Here is an 18,672-nt window from a genome sequence, read left to right on the forward strand (position 1 = left end):
ATGTGTTAAGCACGCCGCCAGCGTTCGTCCTGAGCCAGGATCAAACTCTCCGTAGATGATTTGATCGCAGCTGAGACCAAGAGTTGGCACTCTCGTTCAATCAACCAAAGGAATCCCAACGACACCCGAAGGACGCCGAATGGGGGTATTGATATTTGGCACTGACTTTCGGCACGCTGTTGAGTTCTCAAGGAACGGACGCGCACGTTCCCCGACCAATTTTTTTGGCCGTTCTTCGTGGCGGTGATTTCCACTCTACACCAAGTTCCGCAGCAGTTGAACCTCGGGGGTTCTTCCGGCGGTTTCCCAGGCCTTGCGGCCCGGTCCGTTCTCGCTTGGTGCATGGAGAACGATACACGCCCTCGGAGGGGTTCTGCAGGGGGGTCCCCGGGGACCCCCCTCGAATGGTCCTCGTGCGCTGCTGAGCAGGGAGAACGCGCCTCAGGCCACGCCGCGGGGGCGGAACTGGACGCTGACGCGTGGGCCGACCGTCCTGGTCGTCTTCGGGATGCAGTGCTCCCAGGTGCGCTGGCAGGAGCCGCCCATCACGACCAGGTCACCGTGGCCGAGGTTGAAGCGCTGGCTGTCGCCGCCGCCCACCGGCCGGAGGAGGAGCGGCCGGGGCGAACCGAACGAGACGATGGCGACCATCGTGTCCTCGGTGCGGCTGCGCCCGATGCGGTCGCCGTGCCAGGCGACGCTGTCCCGGCCGTCGCGGTACAGGCACATGCCGGCCGTCACGAACGGCTCCCCCAGCTCTGGCCGGTAGTGGTCGTCGAGGGCGGTGCGGGCCTCCGTGAGCACGGGGTGCGGCAGCACCTCGTCTCCCCCGTACCAGCGCAGCAGGCGGGGGACGGCCACGTCGCGGTCGTACATCTGCCGGCGGTCCTCCCGCCAGCCGATGTCACCCAGCAGGACGTCGAGCACGCTGCCGGAGCCCTCGATCCAGCCGGGGAGGTGGTCGACCCAGGCGCCGCGGGTCAGCTGGTGCCGGGAGATCCGCTCTGCAAGGGGGGTCAGCGCGGCCTCGTCGGCGACGTCCCAGATGGACGGCTGGTGCGCGAGCGACATGCAGGGAGGCTACCCCTGGTTTCGCACAGGTGTTCGAAACCCTGTGGACAAGCTCTCGGCCTCCCTGCAGGTCCCGCCACGAGGTCGCGAGTGGTGGGGCAGGGAGGCCCTTCTTCAGGCGCTGAGTGCGAGCACGAACGGCAGCACCGCACCGGCACCCGCCAGCCGCAGCTCCCGCCCGGCGACGGTCATGGTCCAGCGCGAGTCGGCCAGGTCGTCGACGAGGAGCACCGGGGCGTCACCGAGCTCGGCCAACCGGTCGCGGAGCTCCGGCCCGACCACGATGCGCTGCCAGACGCCCGCCAGCCGGAAGGCGCTGTTGCCGCCCGGCCCGCCGGTCGGGCCGCCGTGCGCCAGGTCGAGAGCCCCCAGGTAGGGCAGGCGCCCGAGCTGTGCCAGCCCCTGCGCCACGCCCGTCACCAGCGCCGGCCGCCGCCGGGACGGCATCGCGACCACGCCGGCTGGTCGCTGCGACCAGTCCCAGGCGCCCAGCACCCGCGCGCAGGCCTTGAGCAGCTCCTCGTCCGGCGGTGCGTCGTTGGGCAGGCCGGGCCGCATGACCCGGTGGCTCACGTCGTAGGCGGCGTCCGGGTCCTCCTCGATCGAGGGCGCCTCGATGTCCTCCGCCAGGCTCGCCACGCCACCGACGCCGTCGTCCCCCAGGAGGGTGCGCAGGCGCTGACCCCAGCCCAGGTCGGTCAGCCGGGCCACGGCGCGACCGGTGGCGATCTGCTCGCCGGCCGCGATCTTGCCCTTCACCTCGACGCCCAGCCGGTCGGCGCCGGTGGGCCACTGGGCCCGCGGCGCGAGCTCCACGCCAGGACGGTCCAGCCGCGCGGAGGCCGCCTCGGCTGCTCCCGCCGGCACGTCGGTGGGGTACCAGGGGCCGGCGCAGACGTCACAACGCCCGCAGGGGGCGGCGGTCGGGTCGTCGAGCGCCGTCTGGAGGAAGGCCATCCGGCACTCGGCGGTGTCCACGGGTCGGGCGTAGGTGAGCATCGACCGCTGCTCGGCCTCCCGGGTCGCGGTGACCCGCGAGTACCGGTCGGCGTCGTAGACCCAGGGGACGCCGGTGGAACGCCAGCCGCCCTGCACCCGCTCCACCGCTCCGTCGACGGCGAGCACCTTGAGCAGCAGTTCGAGCCGGGAGCGGCGCACGTCGGCCACCGTCTCCAGGCGCGCGACCGACCACGCCTTGCCGTCGGCCATCGCGGTGAGGACGGCGGCGGCGTGGTCCTCCCGGGGCATGGAGGAGGTGGCGAACCACTGCCAGATCGCGATGTCCTCGGGGCCGGGCAGCAGCAGTACGTCGGCGTTGGCCACGGCGCGGCCGGCACGACCCACCTGCTGGTAGTAGCTCACCGGGGACGACGGTGCGCCCAGGTGGACGACGAAGCCCAGGTCGGGCTTGTCGAAGCCCATCCCGAGCGCCGACGTGGCGACCAGGGCCTTCACCCGGTTCTCCCGCAGCGCCTCCTCGGCGTCCTTGCGGTCGGCGTCGTCGAGTCGCCCGGTGTAGGCGCGGACCTCGTGACCGGCGTCGCGCAGCAGCGCCGCCGTCTCCTCGGCCGCGGCGACGGTGAGCGTGTAGACGATGCCGCTGCCCGGCAGGTCGCCGATGTGCGCCGACAGCCAGGCCAGCCGGGCGCGGTCGGTGTCCAGCCGCAGGACGCCCAGCCGCAGCGAGTCGCGGGCCAGCGGGCCCCGGACCGTGGTGACCTCGACCCCGCCGGCGCCGAGCTGCTCGGCGACGTCGGCGACCACCCGCTCGTTGGCCGTGGCGGTCGTCGCGAGCACCGGGGTGCCGGCGGGCAGCTGACCGAGCAGGTCGCGGATGCGGCGGTAGTCGGGGCGGAAGTCGTGCCCCCAGTCGGAGACGCAGTGCGCCTCGTCGACCACGAGGAGCCCGCAGCGCTCGACCAGGCTGGGCAGCTGCTCGTCCCGGAAACGCGGGTTGGTCAGCCGCTCCGGGGACACCAGCAGGACGTCGACGTCGTCGGCGGCGAGCCGGGCGTTGATGTCGTCCCACTCGGTCACGTTGGAGCTGGAGATCTCCACGGCCTTGATGCCCGCGCGGGCGGCCGCGGCCACCTGGTCGCGCATCAGCGCGAGCAACGGGCTGACCAGCAGCGTGGGGCCGGCACCGCGGCGGCGCAGCAGGGCGGTGGAGACGAAGTAGACCGCGGACTTCCCCCAGCCGGTGCGCTGCACGACCAGGGCACGCTGGTGCCGTTCGACGAGCGCGGTGACGGCGGCGTCCTGCCCCTCGCGGAAGACGGCGTCGGCTCGGCCGGTGAGCTCGCGCAGGACGCCGAGCGCCTCATCGGCCAGATCGGTCTCGACAGCGGTGCTCATGCCCCCGACCGTAGGCGGCGGCACCGACAACGGGCACCTGGGCGTGCGGTGGTTGTGGACGACCGGTTGGATGGACCTCGATGCTGCCCCCGGACAACCACGTGCACTCCGAGTTCTCGTGGGACACCGGCCCACGAGCCTCGCTCCTGCGCGCCTGCGAGCGCGCCGTGGAGATCGGCCTCCCGGCCATCGCCTTCACCGAGCACCTGGACTTCACCGTCTGGGACGCCGCCGACCGCGCCACCGCGCAGGGGCTGACCGACCGCCACCCCGCCAACCAGCTGCCGATCGACGTCGACCTCTACGCCGAGACGATCTGGGAGGCCCGCCAGCGGTTCCCGACGCTGCGGGTCTGGTCCGGCGTCGAGGCGGGCGAGCCGCACCTGTTCGGGGCCAGCGTCGCCGCGCACCTGGGCGCCTCCCCGGTCGACCGGGTGCTCGGCTCCCTGCACTCGCTGCCGGTCGACGGCCGGCTGATGGGCGTCAACCGGCTGCTGCACGCCCCGGGCGTCGACGTCGTCGCCACGATGCGCCGCTACCTCACCGAGATGGTGGCGATGATCGAGAGCAGCGACGTCTTCCAGGTGCTGGCCCACTGCGACTACCCCCGGCGCTACTGGCCCGGCGGCCGGGAGCAGTACCCGGAAGCCGTGTTCGAGGAGGAGTACCGGGCGGTCTTCCGGGCGCTGGCCGGCAGCGGCCGGGCCCTCGAGGTGAACACCACCAGCCCGCTGTGGTCGGTCGGGCTGCTCCGCTGGTACCGCGAGGAGGGCGGCGACGCCGTCAGCTTCGGCAGCGACGGCCACCAGCCGCACCTGGTCGGGCAGCGGTTCGACCTGGCGGTCGACGTCGTCGAGCAGGCCGGCTTCCGCCCCGGCCGGGACCGCTTCGACTTCTGGCGCCGCTGAACCAGCTCGGGGACGACGATCCGAGAACGGTGGGTCCCGATCCGGTGGTGGACTGCCGATGAGGGGAGGGTGACCACTCCGGCTGCCCTCGAGGACCCGACCGACGCGGACGACGCCGTCCCCTTCGGCCCGCAGACCGTCGTCCAGGAGGCGACCACCGCCGGCCTGGCCGCCATCGCCCGGCTGCACGAAGAGGCCCTCGCGGCGATCGCCGCGCTGGCCGAGAGCTGGGAACAGCCTGCCGACCCCGTCCGGGTGCTCCGCACGGCCGAGCGGCCGGCCGTCGTCCTCCGGCCCGGGAGCGCGGCCGCCGCCTGATTCTCGCGGAGGTACTTCACCGCTAAGGCACTTCACCGCTAGGGTCACGCAATGGCCCTCCCCCGTCGTGTCGTCATCGCCCTGGGCGGCAACGCGATGACCGGTGCCGACGGCTCCGCCACCCCACGCGCTCAGCGAGACGCCATCGCGGTGGCAGCCCGGCACGTGGCCGCCGTCGTCGCCACCGGGGCCGAGGTGGTGCTCACCCACGGCAACGGCCCCCAGGTCGGCAACCTGCTGGTCAAGAACGAGCTGGCCGCGCACGTGGTGCCACCGGTCCCGCTGGACTGGAACGTCGCCCAGACCCAGGCGACCATCGGCTTCACCTTCGCCGACGAGCTGGACGCCGCACTGGCCGCCCTCGGCTCGCCGCAACGCACCGCGGCCCTGGTCACCCGCACCCTGGTCGACCCCGCCGACCCGGGCTTCGCGACGCCGTCCAAGCCGGTCGGCCGACACCTGCCCCGCGACGAGGCCCAGCGCTTCATCGACCTCGGGCAGAACTGGGAGGACCGCGGCGAGCGCGGCTGGCGGCGGGTGGTCGCCTCGCCCGAGCCGTTGTCGGTGGTTGACGTCCCGGCCATCTCGGCGCTCAGCGGCGCCGGGTTCGTGGTCGTCTGCGCCGGCGGAGGCGGCGTGCCCGTGGTCCCGGGCGCCGCGGACGGCGATGCGCTGATCGGCGTGGAGGCCGTCATCGACAAGGACCTCACCGCCGCCCTGCTCGCCCGGGAACTGGGCGCGGACACGCTGGTCATCGCCACCGACGTCCCGCACGTGATGGTCGACTTCGGCACCCCCTCGGCCCGGCCGCTCACCCGGGTCACCGTCGCCGAGATGCGTGCCCACGCCGACGCCGGCCAGTTCGCCCGCGGCAGCATGGGCCCCAAGGTCGAGGCCGCACTCCGGTTCGTCGCCGACCCCGAGACCGGCCGCCGGGGCGCGCGCGCCGTCATCACCTCACTGACCTCCATCTCCGACGCCGTCGCCCGTGACGACGTCGGCACCGTCCTCACCGCACAGAAGGAGTAGCCATGCCCGCACCGATCGAGGTCCGCAAGGTCCCGCTGCACAACGTCAGCGACGCCTCCGAGCTCGCCAAGCTCATCGACGACGGCGTCATGGAGGCCGACCGGGTCATCGCCGTCATCGGCAAGACCGAGGGCAACGGCGGCGTCAACGACTACACCCGGATCATCGCCGACCGCGCCTTCCGCGAGGTGCTGATGGAGAAGGGCTCACGGAGCAAGGAGGAGGTCGGGGAGATCCCGATCGTGTGGTCCGGCGGCACGGACGGCGTGATCAGCCCGCACGCCACCATCTTCGCCACGCTGCCCGAGGACTCGGTGGAGAAGACCGACGAGCCGCGGCTGACCGTCGGGTTCGCCATGAGCGAGGTGCTGCTGCCCGAGGACATCGGCCGGCTCACCATGGTGGAGAAGGTCGCCGAGGGCGTGCGCCGGGCCATGGCCGAGGCGGGCATCACCGACCCGGCCGACGTCCACTACGTGCAGACCAAGACGCCGCTGCTGACCATCGAGACGATCCGCGAGGCCAAGTCCCGCGGGCAGGAGACGTACTACGACGAGCCGCACGGCTCGATGGACCTCTCCAACGGGACGACGGCGCTGGGCATCGCGCTGGCGCTGGGCGAGATCGAGATGCCGGAGCAGAAGCAGGTCATGCGCGACTTCGACCTGTTCAGCGCGGTCGCCTCCTGCTCCTCGGGCGTCGAGCTGGACCGGGCGCAGATCATCGTCGTCGGCAACGCCCGCGGGCACGGCGGCGACTACCGGATCGGCCACTCGGTGATGACCGACGCCCTCGACCAGGACGGCATCTGGAACGCCATCCGGGACGCCGGCCTCGAGCTGCCGGAGCGCCCGCACACCTCCGACCTGGACGGCAACCTGGTCAACGTCTTCCTCAAGTGCGAGGCCGACCCGACCGGCTACGTCCGCGGCCGGCGCAACGCGATGCTCGACGACTCCGACGTCTTCTGGCACCGGCAGATCAAGGCCACCGTCGGCGGCGTCGCCGCGTCGGTGACCGGCGACCCGGCGGTGTTCGTGTCGGTGGCCGCGGTGCACCAGGGCCCGTCCGGCGGCGGCCCGGTCGCCGCCATCGTCAAGGCCTGACCCGTCCACGGGCTCGCCGCTCCGCGCTCGTGCGGGGCGGCGGGCCCCGGCCGGCGTCCGCCGCCAGGCGACGGTGGTCTCGAGGGTGACCGGGACGTTGCCGCGGGTGGCGTTGGAGTAGGGGCAGACCTGGTGGGCGGCCTCGACCAGCTGCTCCGCGGTCGCCTGGTCGACGCCGCCGAGCTCGACGTGCAGCGCGACCTCGAGACCGAAGCCACCGGCGTCGTTCGGGCCGATGCCGACCTCGGCGGTGACGCCGGCGTCGCTGATCGGTGCCTTCTGCTTGCGGGCCACCATCTTCACCGCGGACAGGAAGCAGGCGGCGTAGCCGGCGGCGAACAGCTGCTCCGGGTTGGTGGCCCCGCCCTCGCCACCCATCTCCTTCGGGGTGGCGAGGTCCAGGTCGATCAGACCGTCGGAGGAGCGGGTGTGGCCGTTGCGGCCGTCCCCGGTGGCGGTGGCGGTGGCGGTGTAGACGCTGGACATGAGCGGGCCTCCAGATGGTTGGGTACGACACCTTTGTTTACCCGCCGTGTCGGCCGCACGCATCGGCGCGACGCCGATCCCGCTCACACCCCGGGGTGCACGAAGCTGACCAGTGGGTTGGCTACCTTGATCACTGCGCCGACCCGGGGGAGGCCGGACCGGACGAGGAGCTGCTGCGGTGACGAGGTCGCAACGCCTGCAACGGGCGCTGCCCGCCGCGGTGCTGGCCGTCGTCACGGTGATCGACGTCCTCAGTGGGCCGGACCAGGTCATCCTGGGCCTGGTCGTCATGGCCCCGCTGCTCGCGGCGACGACGCTGGGCCGGCGGGCGACGGTCGGCTACGCCGTCCTCGCACTCGTCCTGGCAGCGCTGCTGGGCGTCTACGACGAGCAGTACACCGCGCGCACGCTGGTCCCCCAGGCCGTCCGGTTGCTGGCGGTGGCGGTCGGCGGCGTCCTGGCCGTGGGCGCCTGCACGCTCCGGCAGCGCCGCGAGGCCCAGCTGGCCCGGCTGAGCGCCCAGGCGGCCACCACCGAGGCCACGCTCCAGATGGCCGAGGCGCTGCAACTGAACCTCCTCGGCCCGCCGCCGCAGGTGGCCGGCCTGGAGTCGGCCGTGCGCTACCTGCCGGCCAGCCAGCACACCCAGGTGGGAGGCGACTGGTACGACGCCTTCGCCCTCCCCGACGGGAGCACCATGCTGGTCATCGGGGACGTCGCCGGGCACGACGCCCCGGTGGCCGCGAGCATGGCCCAGACCCGGGCGATGCTCCAGGCGATCGCCCAGCGTTCGACGGGCTCCCCGGCGGAGGTGCTGCGGACCCTGGACGAGGTGCTCGCCGCGCTGCAGCTCCACACCCTGGTCACGGTGCTGGTGGCCCGGATCGACGCGCGGTCCGATGCCGTCGACGGCACGCGGCTGCTCCAGTGGTCCAACGCCGGCCACCCGCCGCCGGTGCTGGCGCAGGCCGACGGCGGGGTCACGCTGCTCGACCGCCCCCCGGAGAGCCTGCTCGGCATCGCACCCGGCGCCCGGCGGACCGACCACACCCTGCGGCTGTGCCCGGGCGACACGCTGCTCTTCTACACCGACGGACTCGTCGAGCGGCGGGGCGCACCGCTCGACGACGGGTTGGCCTGGCTGGTCGACGAGCTGACCCGGACCGGCCGCGAACCCCTCGACCGGCTCTGCGACGGCCTGCTGGGCGAGCTCGGTGGGCGGGTCGACGACGACGTGGCCCTGCTCGCCGTTCGTCTCCCCGACTGAGCCGAGCCCCGACCGGTCACGCCCGGCTCAGCCGGTGCGGCGGCACCGCGTCGACCAGCCACACCCCGTTGGCCGACCGGGTGAAGGTGGCCCCGTCCTGCACCATCGCGGCCGCGTCCACCCGCAGGACGACGGGCCGCCCCCGGCGTGCGCCGACCCGGCGGGCCGTCTCGGCATTCGGGCTCAGGTGCACCGCGTGCCTGCTCCCGGGCCGCAGCCCCTCGGCCAGGATCGCGGCGAGGAAGCGCTCGACCGTGCCGTGGAAGAGGTCGTCCGGTGGGACGGCGGGCCCGTAGCCGAGCGCAACGGGCACGCTGTGGCCCTGGCTGGCGCGGATCCGGGTGCCCGAGTCATCGAAGGCGAACCGCCGCTTGTCGTTGCGCCCGACCACGTCATCCAGCTGCGACCGGGTCAGCTGCAGCGCGGCCAGCAGGTCGTCGACGCCGACCCAGCCGGCGTCATCCAGGGTGAGCCCTGCGCTGTCCGGAGCGTGCCGCAGCACGTGGGACAGCCGCCGGCTCAGCCGGACGACGTCGGCGCCGGCCCGTCTGCTGCCCATGCCCGCCGAGTTCCGTGGATCAGGCCGCGCGTCCGCGACCTGCGGCCTTGACCTCGGCGGCGTAGCGGTCGACGTACTCGGCCCTGGACAACCGCTGCAGCTCGGCCATGACCTCGTCGGTCACGCTGCGCAGCGCCGCTCCGTCGTCCGCCGGCCCCGGATGGTCGGAGAAGTCCAACGGTTCACCGATCCGGACGACCACCCGGCCGGGGCGGGGCAGCCGGGCACCCGGGGGCATCAGGGCGCGGCTGCCGATCACGGCGATCGGCACGACCGGGGCCCCGGTGGTCAGCGCCAGCCGTGCCACCCCGGTCTTGCCGCGGTGCAGCCGGCCGTCGGGTGACCGGGTGCCCTCGGGGTAGATGCCGAGCACCCCGCCATCGGCGAGCACCTCCCGACCACGCCGCAGCGCGGCCTCGGCGGCCGTCGCCCCGCCACGGTCCAGCGGGACCATGCCGATGCTCTCCAGGAGCAGGCGCATCCCCCGGCCCAGCAGCCCCGGGCGGGTGAAGTACTCGCTCTTGGCCAGGTAGGTCACCCGGCGGCGGGTGAGCACCGGGGGGAAGAACTGGTCGAGGGTGGAGGGGTGGTTGCCGGCCAGGATCACCGGCCCGGTCGCCGGGAGGTGCTCCGCCCCCTCGGCCTGCGGTCGGAACAGGCCCCAGATCAGCGGCCGCACGAGGCCGCGCACGATCGGGTAGGCGTCCACGGTCAACGCTCGTCCGGGGCCCGGCCGGCATGGTCGACCAACTGCGCGGCACTCCCCAGCCGCCCGTGCGTCCGGGCGCAGGACGCGCAGCAGAAGAAGACGCCGTCGGCCTCGACGCCGTGCCCGACCACCTTCACCCCGCAGTGCTCGCACACCGGGGCGAGCGCGTGGATCGCGCACTCGAAGCTGTCGAAGGTGTGCACCGCCCCGGCGGCGTGCACCTCGAAGCTGAGCCGGTAGTCGTTCCCGCAGACCTCGCAGCTGGCCATGGCCCACCCTCCGTCGGCGTCGCGGCCGGTACCGACCGTCGTCGGCGACTACCCGCTGACCCGGGGAGGTAACGAGCACCGTCCTCCGGCGGCCAGGGCGCGGCGCCGTCGGCAGCACAGGGGACCGAGGTCCAGGCCCGTCAGGCCGCGCGGGACTCCTCGGCCAGCGCCGCCAGCGCCTGCTCGAAGCAGGCCTGCGGCGGCTGCACGAGCCCGGCACCGACCTGACCGGTGCCGGCGACCCGGCCGGCCATGCCGGTGTTGATCTGCGGCAACCAGCCGGTGCGGGCGACCTGGAGGACGTCGATCCCGGTCGGGGAGCCGCGGAAGCCCATGATCGGGATCTGCATCGCCGGGTTCTCCGCCAGGGTGAGCTGGTACATCCGCTCGGTGGTCGCCAGGGCGTCGGGCACGGTGCCGCCGACGAACCGGACGATCGCCGGCGCCGCGGCCATGGAGAAGCCGCCGACGCCGTAGGCCTCCATGATCGCGGAGTCGCCGATGTCGGGGTTGGCGTCCTCGGGGCCGTAGTCGCCGAGGTAGAGCCCCACCGGGGTGTTGGCCGGGGCGGTGAACCAGCGGTCGCCGGTGCCGGCGGTCTGGATGCCGAACTCGGTGCCGTTGCGGGACAGCACGGTGACCATCGACGACCCGGGGACGTCGCGGGCGGCGTCCATCGCGAGCTTCGCCGTGGGCATGCCGAGGTTCAGGTAGAAGTGCTCGTTGCCGCCGATGAAGCGCAGCACGTCGGCGATGTCCTGGGCCGGCGCGTCGACGCCGACGATGGACGGCGACAGCTCGCGCAGCGCCATCAGCGAGCCGGCGCGGTTGCGGTTGTGCCCCTCGTCGCCCATCTGCAGCATCTGGGCGAGGATCGCCTTGACGTCCAGCGGCTCGGGGCGGCTGCGGACGGCGCGCTGGAGCACCGGGCCGAGCACGTCGCGCATCCAGGCCAGCCGGGTGAGCACCTCGTCGTTGTAGGCACCCATCCGCAGGACCTTGCCCAGGCCCTCGTTGAGGTTGCACCAGGCCTGCCCGCCGTTGGCCGGGTCCTCCAGGCACCACATCCACATCGACGGGCTGGTCACCCCGGCCATCGGGCCGACCGTGCGGTGGTGGTGGCAGGGGTCCAGGGCGATCTCGCCGGCGGCCAGGATGCGCTCGGCGTCGGCGACGTCGGTGGCCCAGCCCTCGAAGACGCAGGCGCCGATGAGCGCACCGCGCATCGGGCCGGAGGCGGTCTCCCAGGTGAGCGGCGGCCCGGAGTGCAGGAGCATCCGGTCGGGCAGGTCGAGCACCTCACGGGCGGGCCGGACGTCGACGAGCAGCGAGCCCGCGGCCAGCACCCGCTCGACGGCGACCCGGTTGGCGGCCGCGCGGCGCGGGTCGAGCGCGAGCTGGGTGAGGTCGTCGGGGCTGCCGAAGCCCGGCGGACGCCAGTCGACGTCGGTGACGCTCGCGCCCTGCTGCCGGAGCGCGGTGGAGAACACCTCGACGCCGGCGGCGACGATGGACGGCGGGGCGGACAGCAGTCCGCCGAGGGGCTCGGTCATGCCTGGTCTCCCAACAGCGCGAGTGCGTAGCGGACAGCGGCCGCATTGGAGGCGAAGACCGCGGCGCCGGCCTCGGCGAGGGCGTCGGCCTGCCGCGACCAGCCCTGCGGGTCGCCCTCCGTGCCGACCAGCGCCACCACGGTGGGCAGGCCGGCCGACTGCAGGGCGGGGACCAGGGTCGCGGCCGGGTCGGGGTCGGCCCCGTGGCCGAGGACGACGTCGAGCAACAGGACGGCGGGCTCCCCGCCGGCGGCGAGGCCGGCGATCGCCTCCAGCCGCAGCGTCGGGTCGATCATCGGGTGCGCCCGGCCGACGGTGAGCGCGTCGTCGCCGAAGTCGACGACCACGTGGCCGCGGGCGGCCAGGTCGGTGCCGAGGTCGAGTTCGGGGCGCAGCGGGGTGTTGGACCGGATGTCGCCCAGGGTCGGGGCGGCGATCAGCATCGTCTCGTCGGCGAGGGTGCCGCCGGAGTAGAAGCCCTTGAGGACGGCGCCGTCCGGCACCGCGTCCGCGGTCCCGGGCCGGGAGGGCCACTCGGGGACGGCGACGCCCAGGTCACCGAGCAGCGCCTCGACCGCGGCGGTGAGGTCGGGCTGCTCCGGGCTGAGCGCGGCGGAGCGGACCGGGACCGACAACCCCTGTGCCGCTTCGGCGACCCGGGCGGCGACCGAGGGCGCCGGGGGCTTGGAGACCAGCAGGACCCGCTCGGTGGCCGGGTCGGCGTCCAGCGCGGCCAGGGCGTCCAAGGTCGCCAGCCCGCCGACGGCCTCGGAGAGGTCGCGGCCGCCGACGCCGAGCACGTGCGAGACGCCGACCCCGGCCGCGTCGAGCAGGCAGCTGACCTGCTGGGCGCCGGTGCCCGAGGCCGCGACCAGGCCGACCGGGCCACGGCGGACGACGTTGGCGAAGCCGAGGGCGAGGCCGGAGACGATCGCCGTCCCGCAGTCGGGGCCCATCACCAGCACACCGGCGTCGTGCGCGGCCCGCTTGAGCGCGACCTCGTGCTCGACCGGCACCCCGTCGCTGAAGATCAGCACCGACCGGCCGGCGGCGATGGCGTCGGCGGCCTCGGCGACCGCGTACGGCCCGGGCACGCTGATGATCGCCAGCGCCGGGTCGTCCGCGCCGTCCAGGCCGGCGCCGATCGTGCGGGCCGGGATGGTCTGCGCCTCGCCCCGGTCGGCGCGGGCGGTGAGCGCGGCGTCCACGGCGGCGACCGCAGCGGCCAGCTCGGCGTCGTCGGCGGCGGTCAGCGCGATCAGCAGCTGGTCGGGCTTGGCCTCGCCGTCGGGCGCCAGGCCCATGCCGGCGGCGAGCTCGAGGTTCAGCGGCGTGGCCATCGCGACGACGACGGTGTGCACGCCGGGGCGGTCACCGATCTCGCGACTGACCTGCATGAGCCGGACGGAGTCGGCGTAGACGCCGCTCCGCAGGGAGACGTGCCGAACTGGACTGTCGCTCACCTGGCGGGACGCTACCGGAGAAAGTGTCTCAGCGGTGAGGTAGTTCTACGGCCGGATCGAGGCGGCGAAGTTTTAGCGCTGAGGTACTTCCGTGTCCAAGGATCCGGTGACACAGTTGCGCCTTCCCCGATCCGTAGGCCCGCACTCGGAGGTGACCCGCACCCGGTGAAGCCCGCTCCGTTCGGCTATGCCGACCCGACCTCGGTCGACGAGGCGCTCGACGTCCTGACCAGCGAGGGCGAGGGCGCGAAGGTGCTCGCCGGCGGGCAGTCACTGCTGCCGCTGCTGTCGATGCGACTGGCCGCGCCCTCCACCCTCGTCGACATCAACCGGGTGCCCGGCCTCGACCAGATCTCCGCCGGCCCCGACGGGGTGCGGGTCGGGGCGCTGGTCCGGCACGCCCAGCTGCTCGCCTCGTCCGAGGCGGCCGGCGTGCAGCCGCTGCTCGGCCGGGCCACGGCCAACGTCGCCCACCCGGCCATCCGCAACCGCGGGACGACGGTCGGCTCCATCGCGCACGCCGACCCCTCGGGCGAGATGACCGCGGTGCTGGCACTGACGGACGGTTCCGTCACGGTCGCGACGCCGGAGGGGCGCGAGACGATCGGTTGGGGCGACTTCTTCCTGGGGCCGCTGGAGACCTCGGTGCACGGGCCGGCCGTCGTCCTCGACGCCTTCTTCCCGGCGCTGCCGGAGCGGTCGGGCACCGCGTTCGCCGAGATCGCCCGACGCAAGGGCGACTACGCGGTCTGCGGGGCGGGCGTCGTCGTCACGCTCGACGCCGACCGGCGGGTCAGCTCCGCCCGGTCCGCCTACCTCTCCGTCGGGCTGGTGCCCGAGGTGCACGACCTGACCGACGCCGTCGTCGGGCAGCCGGTCGACACCGCCGACTGGACGGCGGCGGGCGAGCTGGCCCGCGGCCTGGTCGACCCGGACGGCGACCTGCACGCCAGCGCCGACTACCGGCGGCTGCTGGTCGCGACCCTCACCGCCCGCACGCTGGCCGACGCCGGCGCCGAAGCAGCCAGGAGGACCGCGTGACCGAGGTTCGTACCGAGCGGGCGATCTCCGTGGTCGTCAACGGTGTTCCACGTGAAGCGACCGTGCCGGTGCGCTGGCTGCTGTCGGACGCGCTGCGGCACGAGTTCGGGCTGACCGGCACGCACGTGGGGTGCGAGCACGGCGTCTGCGGTTCGTGCACGGTGCTGGTCGACGGGCAGCCGACCCGCTCGTGCCTGGTGCTCGCGGTGCAGGTCGACGGCCGCGAGGTCACCACCGTCGAGGGGCTGTCCCGCTCGGACCACCAGGGCGGGCAGGTGCTGCACCCGATCCAGGAGGCGTTCCGGGAGTGCCACGCGCTGCAGTGCGGCTTCTGCACCCCGGGCTTCCTGACCACGATCGCCGCCGGCCTGGACGCCCGCGACCCGTCGGTGGAGATCACCGACGAGGAGGTCGAGGAGCTGGTCGGCGGCAACCTGTGCCGCTGCACCGGCTACGCCAACATCAAGAAGGCCTGCCGGCACGCAGCAGCCACCATGCGCGACGAGGCCGCCCGATGACCACCAAAATGGCCATTTTGGTGGTCGTGGGGAGGACGGTCCGGTGACGACCAAGTTCTTCGGGGAGCCGGTGCGCCGGCGCGAGGACGCCCGGCTGATCATCGGCCAGGGGCGCTACCTCGACGACATCGGCTCCGGCGCCTACGCGGCCGCTTTCGTCCGCAGCCCGTACGCCCACGCCCGGGTGCTCGACATCGACGTCAGCGCGGCGATGGACGTCGAGGGCCTGCTGGCGATCTACACCTACGAGGACCTCACCGGCCCGCTGGCCGAGCCGCTGCCGGTGCTCATCCCGCACCCGCAGCTCACCGCCCCGCGCACCGGCTACCCGCTGGTGAAGGACGTCGCCCAGCACGTGGGCGAGCCGATCGTGATGGTGGTGGCCACCGACCGGTACATCGCCGAGGACGCCGCCGGGCTGATCGAGGTCAGCTACGAGGAGCTGCCGGTCGTGGTGGGCGTCGACGCGGCCGAGGCCGCCGAGCACACCGTGCACGACGACGTCCCGGACAACATCGCCGCCCGGCACCACCAGGAGACCGGCGACGTCGAGGCGGCGCTGGCCGCCTCCAAGCACACACTCTCCTTCACCCAGTACTTCGAGCGCAGCGCCTCCATGCCGATGGAGGGCAAGGGCGTGCACGCCCGCTGGGACGACGCCGACTCCTCGCTGCGGGTCTACTCCTCCACCCAGGCGTCGACGTCGGTGCGCGCGGCGATCGCGGCCAAGCTCGAGCTGTCGATGGAGAAGGTCGAGGTCATCGCGCCGGACGTCGGCGGTGGGTTCGGCGTGAAGATCGTGCACCCGTGGCCGGAGGAGCTGCTCGTGCCGATGGCCGCGCGGCGGCTCGGGCACGAGGTGAAGTGGACCGAGGACCGGCGCGAGCACTTCATCTCCAGTGCCCACGAGCGTCAGCAGCGGCAGGAGATCACCGTCGGGTACGACGACGACGGGCGGATCACGGCCCTCGACGTCCTGGTCTGGCACGACAACGGCGCGTACACGCCCTACGGGATCATCGTGCCGATCAACACGGCCACCCAGCTGTGCGGCCCCTACGACATCCCGGTCTACCGGGCCCGCGTGAACAGCGTCTACACGAACACCGTCATCGTCACGCCGTACCGCGGGGCCGGGCGGCCGCAGGGCACGTTCGCGATGGAACGCACGATGGACCGGATCGCCCAGGCGCTCGGGATCGACCGTGCACTGGTCCGGGAGCGGAACCTGATCCAGCCCGACCAGTTCCCCTACGACTGGGGCCTGACGTTCCAGGACGGCCGGCCGCTGATCTACGACTCCGGCGACTACCCGGCGATGATGGCCAAGCTCAAGGTGCTGGTCGACTGGGACGGGTTCGCCGAGCGGCGGGCCGCGGCCGAGGCGCGCGGGAAGCTGCTGGGCATCGGGATGGCGCCCTACGTCGAGGGCACCGGGCCAGGGCCGTACGAGGGCGCCCACGTCCAGGTCCTGGGCAGCGGCAAGGTGCTGGTCTCGACCGGGCTGACCTCGCAGGGCCAGGGGCACGAGACGGTGTTCGCCCAGCTGGCGGCCGCGGAGCTCGGCGTTCCGATGGAGGACGTCGTGGTCACCACCGGCGACACCCGGCGCTTCGGGTACGCGGTCGGCACGTTCGCCTCGCGGGCCGCGGTGGTGAGCGGCAACGCCGTCGCTCTGGCGGCTCGCGGGGTGAAGGAGAAGGCGCTGCGGATCGCCGCCGAGGTGCTGGAGGCCGATCCGGCCGACCTGGAGATCGACGAGGGCCTGGTCCAGGTGAAGGGGACGCCGGGCGCCTCCATCCCGCTGCGCACGGTCGCCGTCCTGTCCAACCCGCTGCGCTACGCCTTCGACGAGGCGGCGCGGCAGGCGACCCAGTTCTCCGGGCCGGGCGACGACTCCAAGCCGCCGGTGGCGGTCGGGGACGCGCCGGGGCTGGAGCACACCGACTACTACTCCCCGTTGCGCTCGACCTTCGCCTCCGGCGCGCACGCCGTGGTCGTGGAGATCGACCCGGCGACCTGGGAGATCCAGATCGAGCAGTACGCGGTGGTGCACGACTGCGGCACGATCATCAACCCGATGATCGTCGAGGGTCAGGTGCACGGCGGCGTCGCGCAGGGCGTGGGCGGGGCGCTGTACGAGCGGATGGCCTACGACCGCGACGGCCAGCTGACCAACGCCTCGTTCATGGACTTCCTGATGCCGTACGCCTCCGAGGTGCCCGACGTCGACATCGACCACCAGTCGACGCCGTCGCCGCTGAACGAGCTGGGCATCAAGGGCGCCGGCGAGGCCGGCGTCATCCCCGGCTCGGCGGCGATCGCCTCGGCGATCGAGGACGCGGTGGGACGGCGGATCGCGGCGATGCCGATCTCCCCCACCGAGCTGTACGACCTGGTGCGCTCGGACGCCGAGCGCGTGACCAACTCTTCCCCCCACGACTCTGGAGCGATGGCGTGAACCTCGACGGCAGTGCGGTCCTCTCGGCGGCCCCGGAGCAGGTCTGGGCGGTGATCACCGACCCGGCGGTGCTGGCGCGGACCATCCCGGGCTGCGAGTCGCTGCAGCAGGTCGGCGAGGACAGCTACACGATCGTCGTCTCGGCCGGCGTGGGCGCGATCCGCGGGAAGTACGCGGGCGAGGTGCGGCTCTCCGACCTGTCGTTCCCGAAGTCGTACGTCATGCACGCGTCCGGCTCGGGTGGGCCGGGATCGGTGCGGGCCACCGTGCAGATCAACCTGGCGCCCTCCGGTGACGGGACGGAGCTGACGTACTCGGCGGACGCCGTGGTCGGTGGCGCGGTCGCGGGTGTGGGGCAGCGGATGATCACCGGCGTCGCGAAGAAGATGGCCGGGCAGTTCTTCTCGGCAGTGGACAAGGAACTGGTGGAGCCGAACGTGGTGGCCGACGTCATCCCGATCGCCGCGGACGTTCCCGCGGGAACGTCCGCCGACGCGGCCCCCGCCCCGGTCGCCTACGCCAAGGCCCCGGCTGCTGCGGGTGGCTGGGTGCCCGCCGAGGCGCGGCCCCTGCTGGTCGGCGCCGCCGGCGGCGGCCTGCTCACGCTGCTCGGCGTGTGGGTCGGCTACCTCCTCGGCCGCCGGGGCTGAGCGTCGGCCAGCCGCTCGATCGCGGTGCGGAGGCGGTCGGGGGCGTTGGCGGCGTAGCCGAGGACGAGGCCGGGGTCGCCGGGGGTCATCCGGTGCCACGACAGCGGGTGCACGACGACCCCAGCGTTCCGGACGGAACTGGCCAGCTCGACGTCGTCGGCGTCCGAGCCGGGGAACGTGATCAGCACGTGCAGTCCGGCCGCCACCCCGGAGACGACCGCGCCCGGCAGGTGCTGGGCCAGCGCCGTCACCAGCGCGTCCCGTCGGGCCCGCTGCCGCCCGCGCACCAGCCGCAGGTGCCGGTCGTGCTCGCCTGACCGCAGCAGCTCCGCCAGCACGAGCTGCGGGAGCGCCGGGCTGCCGAGGTCGCTCGCGTGCTTCGCCGCCACCAGGTCGGCGTCCAGGGACGACGGCGCGACCAGCCAGCCCAGCCGCATCCCCGGCGCCAGCGTCTTGGACGTGCTCCCGGTGTGCGCCACGTGCTCCGGCGCCGACGGCTGCAGCGCCGGCACCGGCGCCCGGTCGTACCGGTGCTCGGCGTCGTAGTCGTCCTCGATCACCAGCCCGCCGCCGTCCCGCGCCCAGCCCAGCAGCTCCCGCCGCCGCCCCGGCGACAGCACCACCCCGGTCGGGAACTGGTGCGCCGGCGTCACCATCACCGCCGGCACGGCCGGCATCCCCGCGACGACCAGGCCGTCGTCGTCCACCGGCACCCCGACCGGCCGCAGCCCCCAGTGGGCGAACTCCTCCCGCGCACCCCGCGACCCCGGGTCCTCCACGCCGACCGAGTCCGCACCCCGCGACCGCAGCGTCTGGGCCAGCAGCGCCAGCGCCTGCGCCACCCCGGACACCACCAGGACCTGCTCCGGCGCGACCTGAAGGCCTCGGGTCCGGCCGAGCCAGCCGGCC

General features: G+C 73.7%; 17 protein-coding genes and 1 pseudogene. 9 read left to right on the forward strand and 9 right to left on the reverse strand.

Annotated features, from left to right (window positions below):
* Positions 1 to 441: 441 nt before the first annotated feature.
* Both G5C62_RS17395 and G5C62_RS17400 read right to left on the reverse strand, forming a co-directional pair.
* The gene (locus tag G5C62_RS17395; protein ID WP_164702013.1) at positions 442 to 1,071 is read right to left on the reverse strand and encodes an alpha-ketoglutarate-dependent dioxygenase AlkB; all 630 of its coding nucleotides are present in this window, start codon (positions 1,069 to 1,071) and stop codon (positions 442 to 444) included.
* A 114-nt stretch (positions 1,072 to 1,185) separates the two neighbouring features.
* A complete protein-coding gene (locus G5C62_RS17400; RefSeq protein WP_164702014.1) occupies positions 1,186 to 3,426 on the reverse strand; it encodes an ATP-dependent DNA helicase RecQ in 2,241 nt (746 codons plus the stop codon).
* Positions 3,427 to 3,506: 80 nt separating this feature from the next.
* On the opposite strand from G5C62_RS17400, the gene G5C62_RS17405 reads away from it, so the two are divergent.
* The 4 genes from G5C62_RS17405 (at position 3,507) to G5C62_RS17420 (ending at position 6,787) form a co-directional block, all read left to right on the forward strand.
* Positions 3,507 to 4,334, forward strand: a complete 828-nt coding sequence (locus tag G5C62_RS17405; RefSeq protein ID WP_036335415.1) for a PHP domain-containing protein — start codon at positions 3,507 to 3,509, stop codon at positions 4,332 to 4,334.
* 69 nt (positions 4,335 to 4,403) lie between these two features.
* Entirely contained in the window at positions 4,404 to 4,652 is a 249-nt protein-coding gene (locus G5C62_RS17410) for a hypothetical protein (RefSeq protein WP_036335416.1), read from the forward strand.
* 51 nt (positions 4,653 to 4,703) lie between these two features.
* Positions 4,704 to 5,681 (forward strand): carbamate kinase, encoded by a 978-nt coding sequence (locus G5C62_RS17415; RefSeq protein ID WP_164702015.1) that lies wholly within the window; start codon positions 4,704 to 4,706, stop codon positions 5,679 to 5,681.
* 2 nt (positions 5,682 to 5,683) lie between these two features.
* Positions 5,684 to 6,787 carry a ring-opening amidohydrolase gene (locus tag G5C62_RS17420; RefSeq protein WP_036335418.1) on the forward strand — a complete coding sequence of 368 codons (1,104 nt, stop codon included), beginning with the start codon at positions 5,684 to 5,686 and terminating at the stop codon, positions 6,785 to 6,787.
* 81 nt (positions 6,788 to 6,868) lie between these two features.
* On the opposite strand, the pseudogene G5C62_RS17425 reads toward G5C62_RS17420, so the two are convergent.
* Positions 6,869 to 7,273: pseudogene (locus G5C62_RS17425) on the reverse strand (organic hydroperoxide resistance protein); the annotation flags it as partial.
* Positions 7,274 to 7,451: 178 nt separating this feature from the next.
* Here G5C62_RS17425 and G5C62_RS17430 point away from each other — a divergent pair.
* Complete coding sequence (locus G5C62_RS17430; RefSeq protein WP_241175961.1) at positions 7,452 to 8,540, forward strand: PP2C family protein-serine/threonine phosphatase; 1,089 nt, start codon at positions 7,452 to 7,454, stop codon at positions 8,538 to 8,540.
* A 16-nt stretch (positions 8,541 to 8,556) separates the two neighbouring features.
* Here the strand turns inward: G5C62_RS17430 and G5C62_RS17435 are convergent, their stop codons facing one another.
* The 5 genes from G5C62_RS17435 to G5C62_RS17455 form a co-directional block, all read right to left on the reverse strand.
* Entirely contained in the window at positions 8,557 to 9,099 is a 543-nt protein-coding gene (locus tag G5C62_RS17435) for an RNA 2'-phosphotransferase (RefSeq protein WP_164702016.1), read from the reverse strand.
* A gap of 19 nt (positions 9,100 to 9,118) precedes the next feature.
* Positions 9,119 to 9,808: a 1-acyl-sn-glycerol-3-phosphate acyltransferase gene (locus G5C62_RS17440; protein ID WP_164702017.1), complete on the reverse strand. Its 690-nt coding sequence runs from the start codon at positions 9,806 to 9,808 to the stop codon at positions 9,119 to 9,121.
* Between the two features lie 2 nt (positions 9,809 to 9,810).
* Positions 9,811 to 10,077 (reverse strand): hypothetical protein, encoded by a 267-nt coding sequence (locus tag G5C62_RS17445; RefSeq protein WP_164702018.1) that lies wholly within the window; start codon positions 10,075 to 10,077, stop codon positions 9,811 to 9,813.
* A gap of 140 nt (positions 10,078 to 10,217) precedes the next feature.
* Positions 10,218 to 11,630 (reverse strand): DUF1116 domain-containing protein, encoded by a 1,413-nt coding sequence (locus G5C62_RS17450; RefSeq protein ID WP_164702019.1) that lies wholly within the window; start codon positions 11,628 to 11,630, stop codon positions 10,218 to 10,220.
* Positions 11,627 to 13,093, reverse strand: coding sequence for an FdrA family protein (locus tag G5C62_RS17455; protein WP_164702020.1), 1,467 nt, complete (start codon positions 13,091 to 13,093; stop codon positions 11,627 to 11,629). The genes G5C62_RS17450 and G5C62_RS17455 overlap by 4 nt, the downstream gene beginning before the upstream one ends.
* 165 nt (positions 13,094 to 13,258) lie before the next feature.
* Here G5C62_RS17455 and G5C62_RS17460 point away from each other — a divergent pair, with 165 nt between their 5' ends.
* The 4 genes from G5C62_RS17460 to G5C62_RS17475 are packed head-to-tail and all read left to right on the forward strand — an operon-like array spanning position 13,259 to position 17,763.
* Positions 13,259 to 14,134: a xanthine dehydrogenase family protein subunit M gene (locus tag G5C62_RS17460; protein WP_164702021.1), complete on the forward strand. Its 876-nt coding sequence runs from the start codon at positions 13,259 to 13,261 to the stop codon at positions 14,132 to 14,134.
* Positions 14,131 to 14,652 carry a (2Fe-2S)-binding protein gene (locus tag G5C62_RS17465; RefSeq protein WP_036335424.1) on the forward strand — a complete coding sequence of 174 codons (522 nt, stop codon included), beginning with the start codon at positions 14,131 to 14,133 and terminating at the stop codon, positions 14,650 to 14,652. Before G5C62_RS17460 ends, G5C62_RS17465 begins: the two co-directional genes overlap by 4 nt.
* Before the next feature lie 43 nt (positions 14,653 to 14,695).
* On the forward strand, positions 14,696 to 17,113 hold the full coding sequence (cutA, locus tag G5C62_RS17470) for an aerobic carbon-monoxide dehydrogenase large subunit (RefSeq protein WP_164702022.1): 2,418 nt from the start codon (positions 14,696 to 14,698) through the stop codon (positions 17,111 to 17,113).
* Complete coding sequence (locus G5C62_RS17475; RefSeq protein ID WP_036335426.1) at positions 17,110 to 17,763, forward strand: carbon monoxide dehydrogenase subunit G; 654 nt, start codon at positions 17,110 to 17,112, stop codon at positions 17,761 to 17,763. The genes cutA and G5C62_RS17475 overlap by 4 nt, the downstream gene beginning before the upstream one ends.
* On the opposite strand, the gene G5C62_RS17480 is transcribed toward G5C62_RS17475, so the two are convergent.
* Positions 17,739 to 18,672, reverse strand: a 934-nt coding sequence (locus tag G5C62_RS17480) for a PLP-dependent aminotransferase family protein (RefSeq protein ID WP_164702023.1), incomplete at its 5' end; no start/stop codon positions are given. The genes G5C62_RS17475 and G5C62_RS17480 overlap by 25 nt on opposite strands.

It is taken from the genome of Modestobacter sp. KNN46-3 (assembly GCF_011039295.1).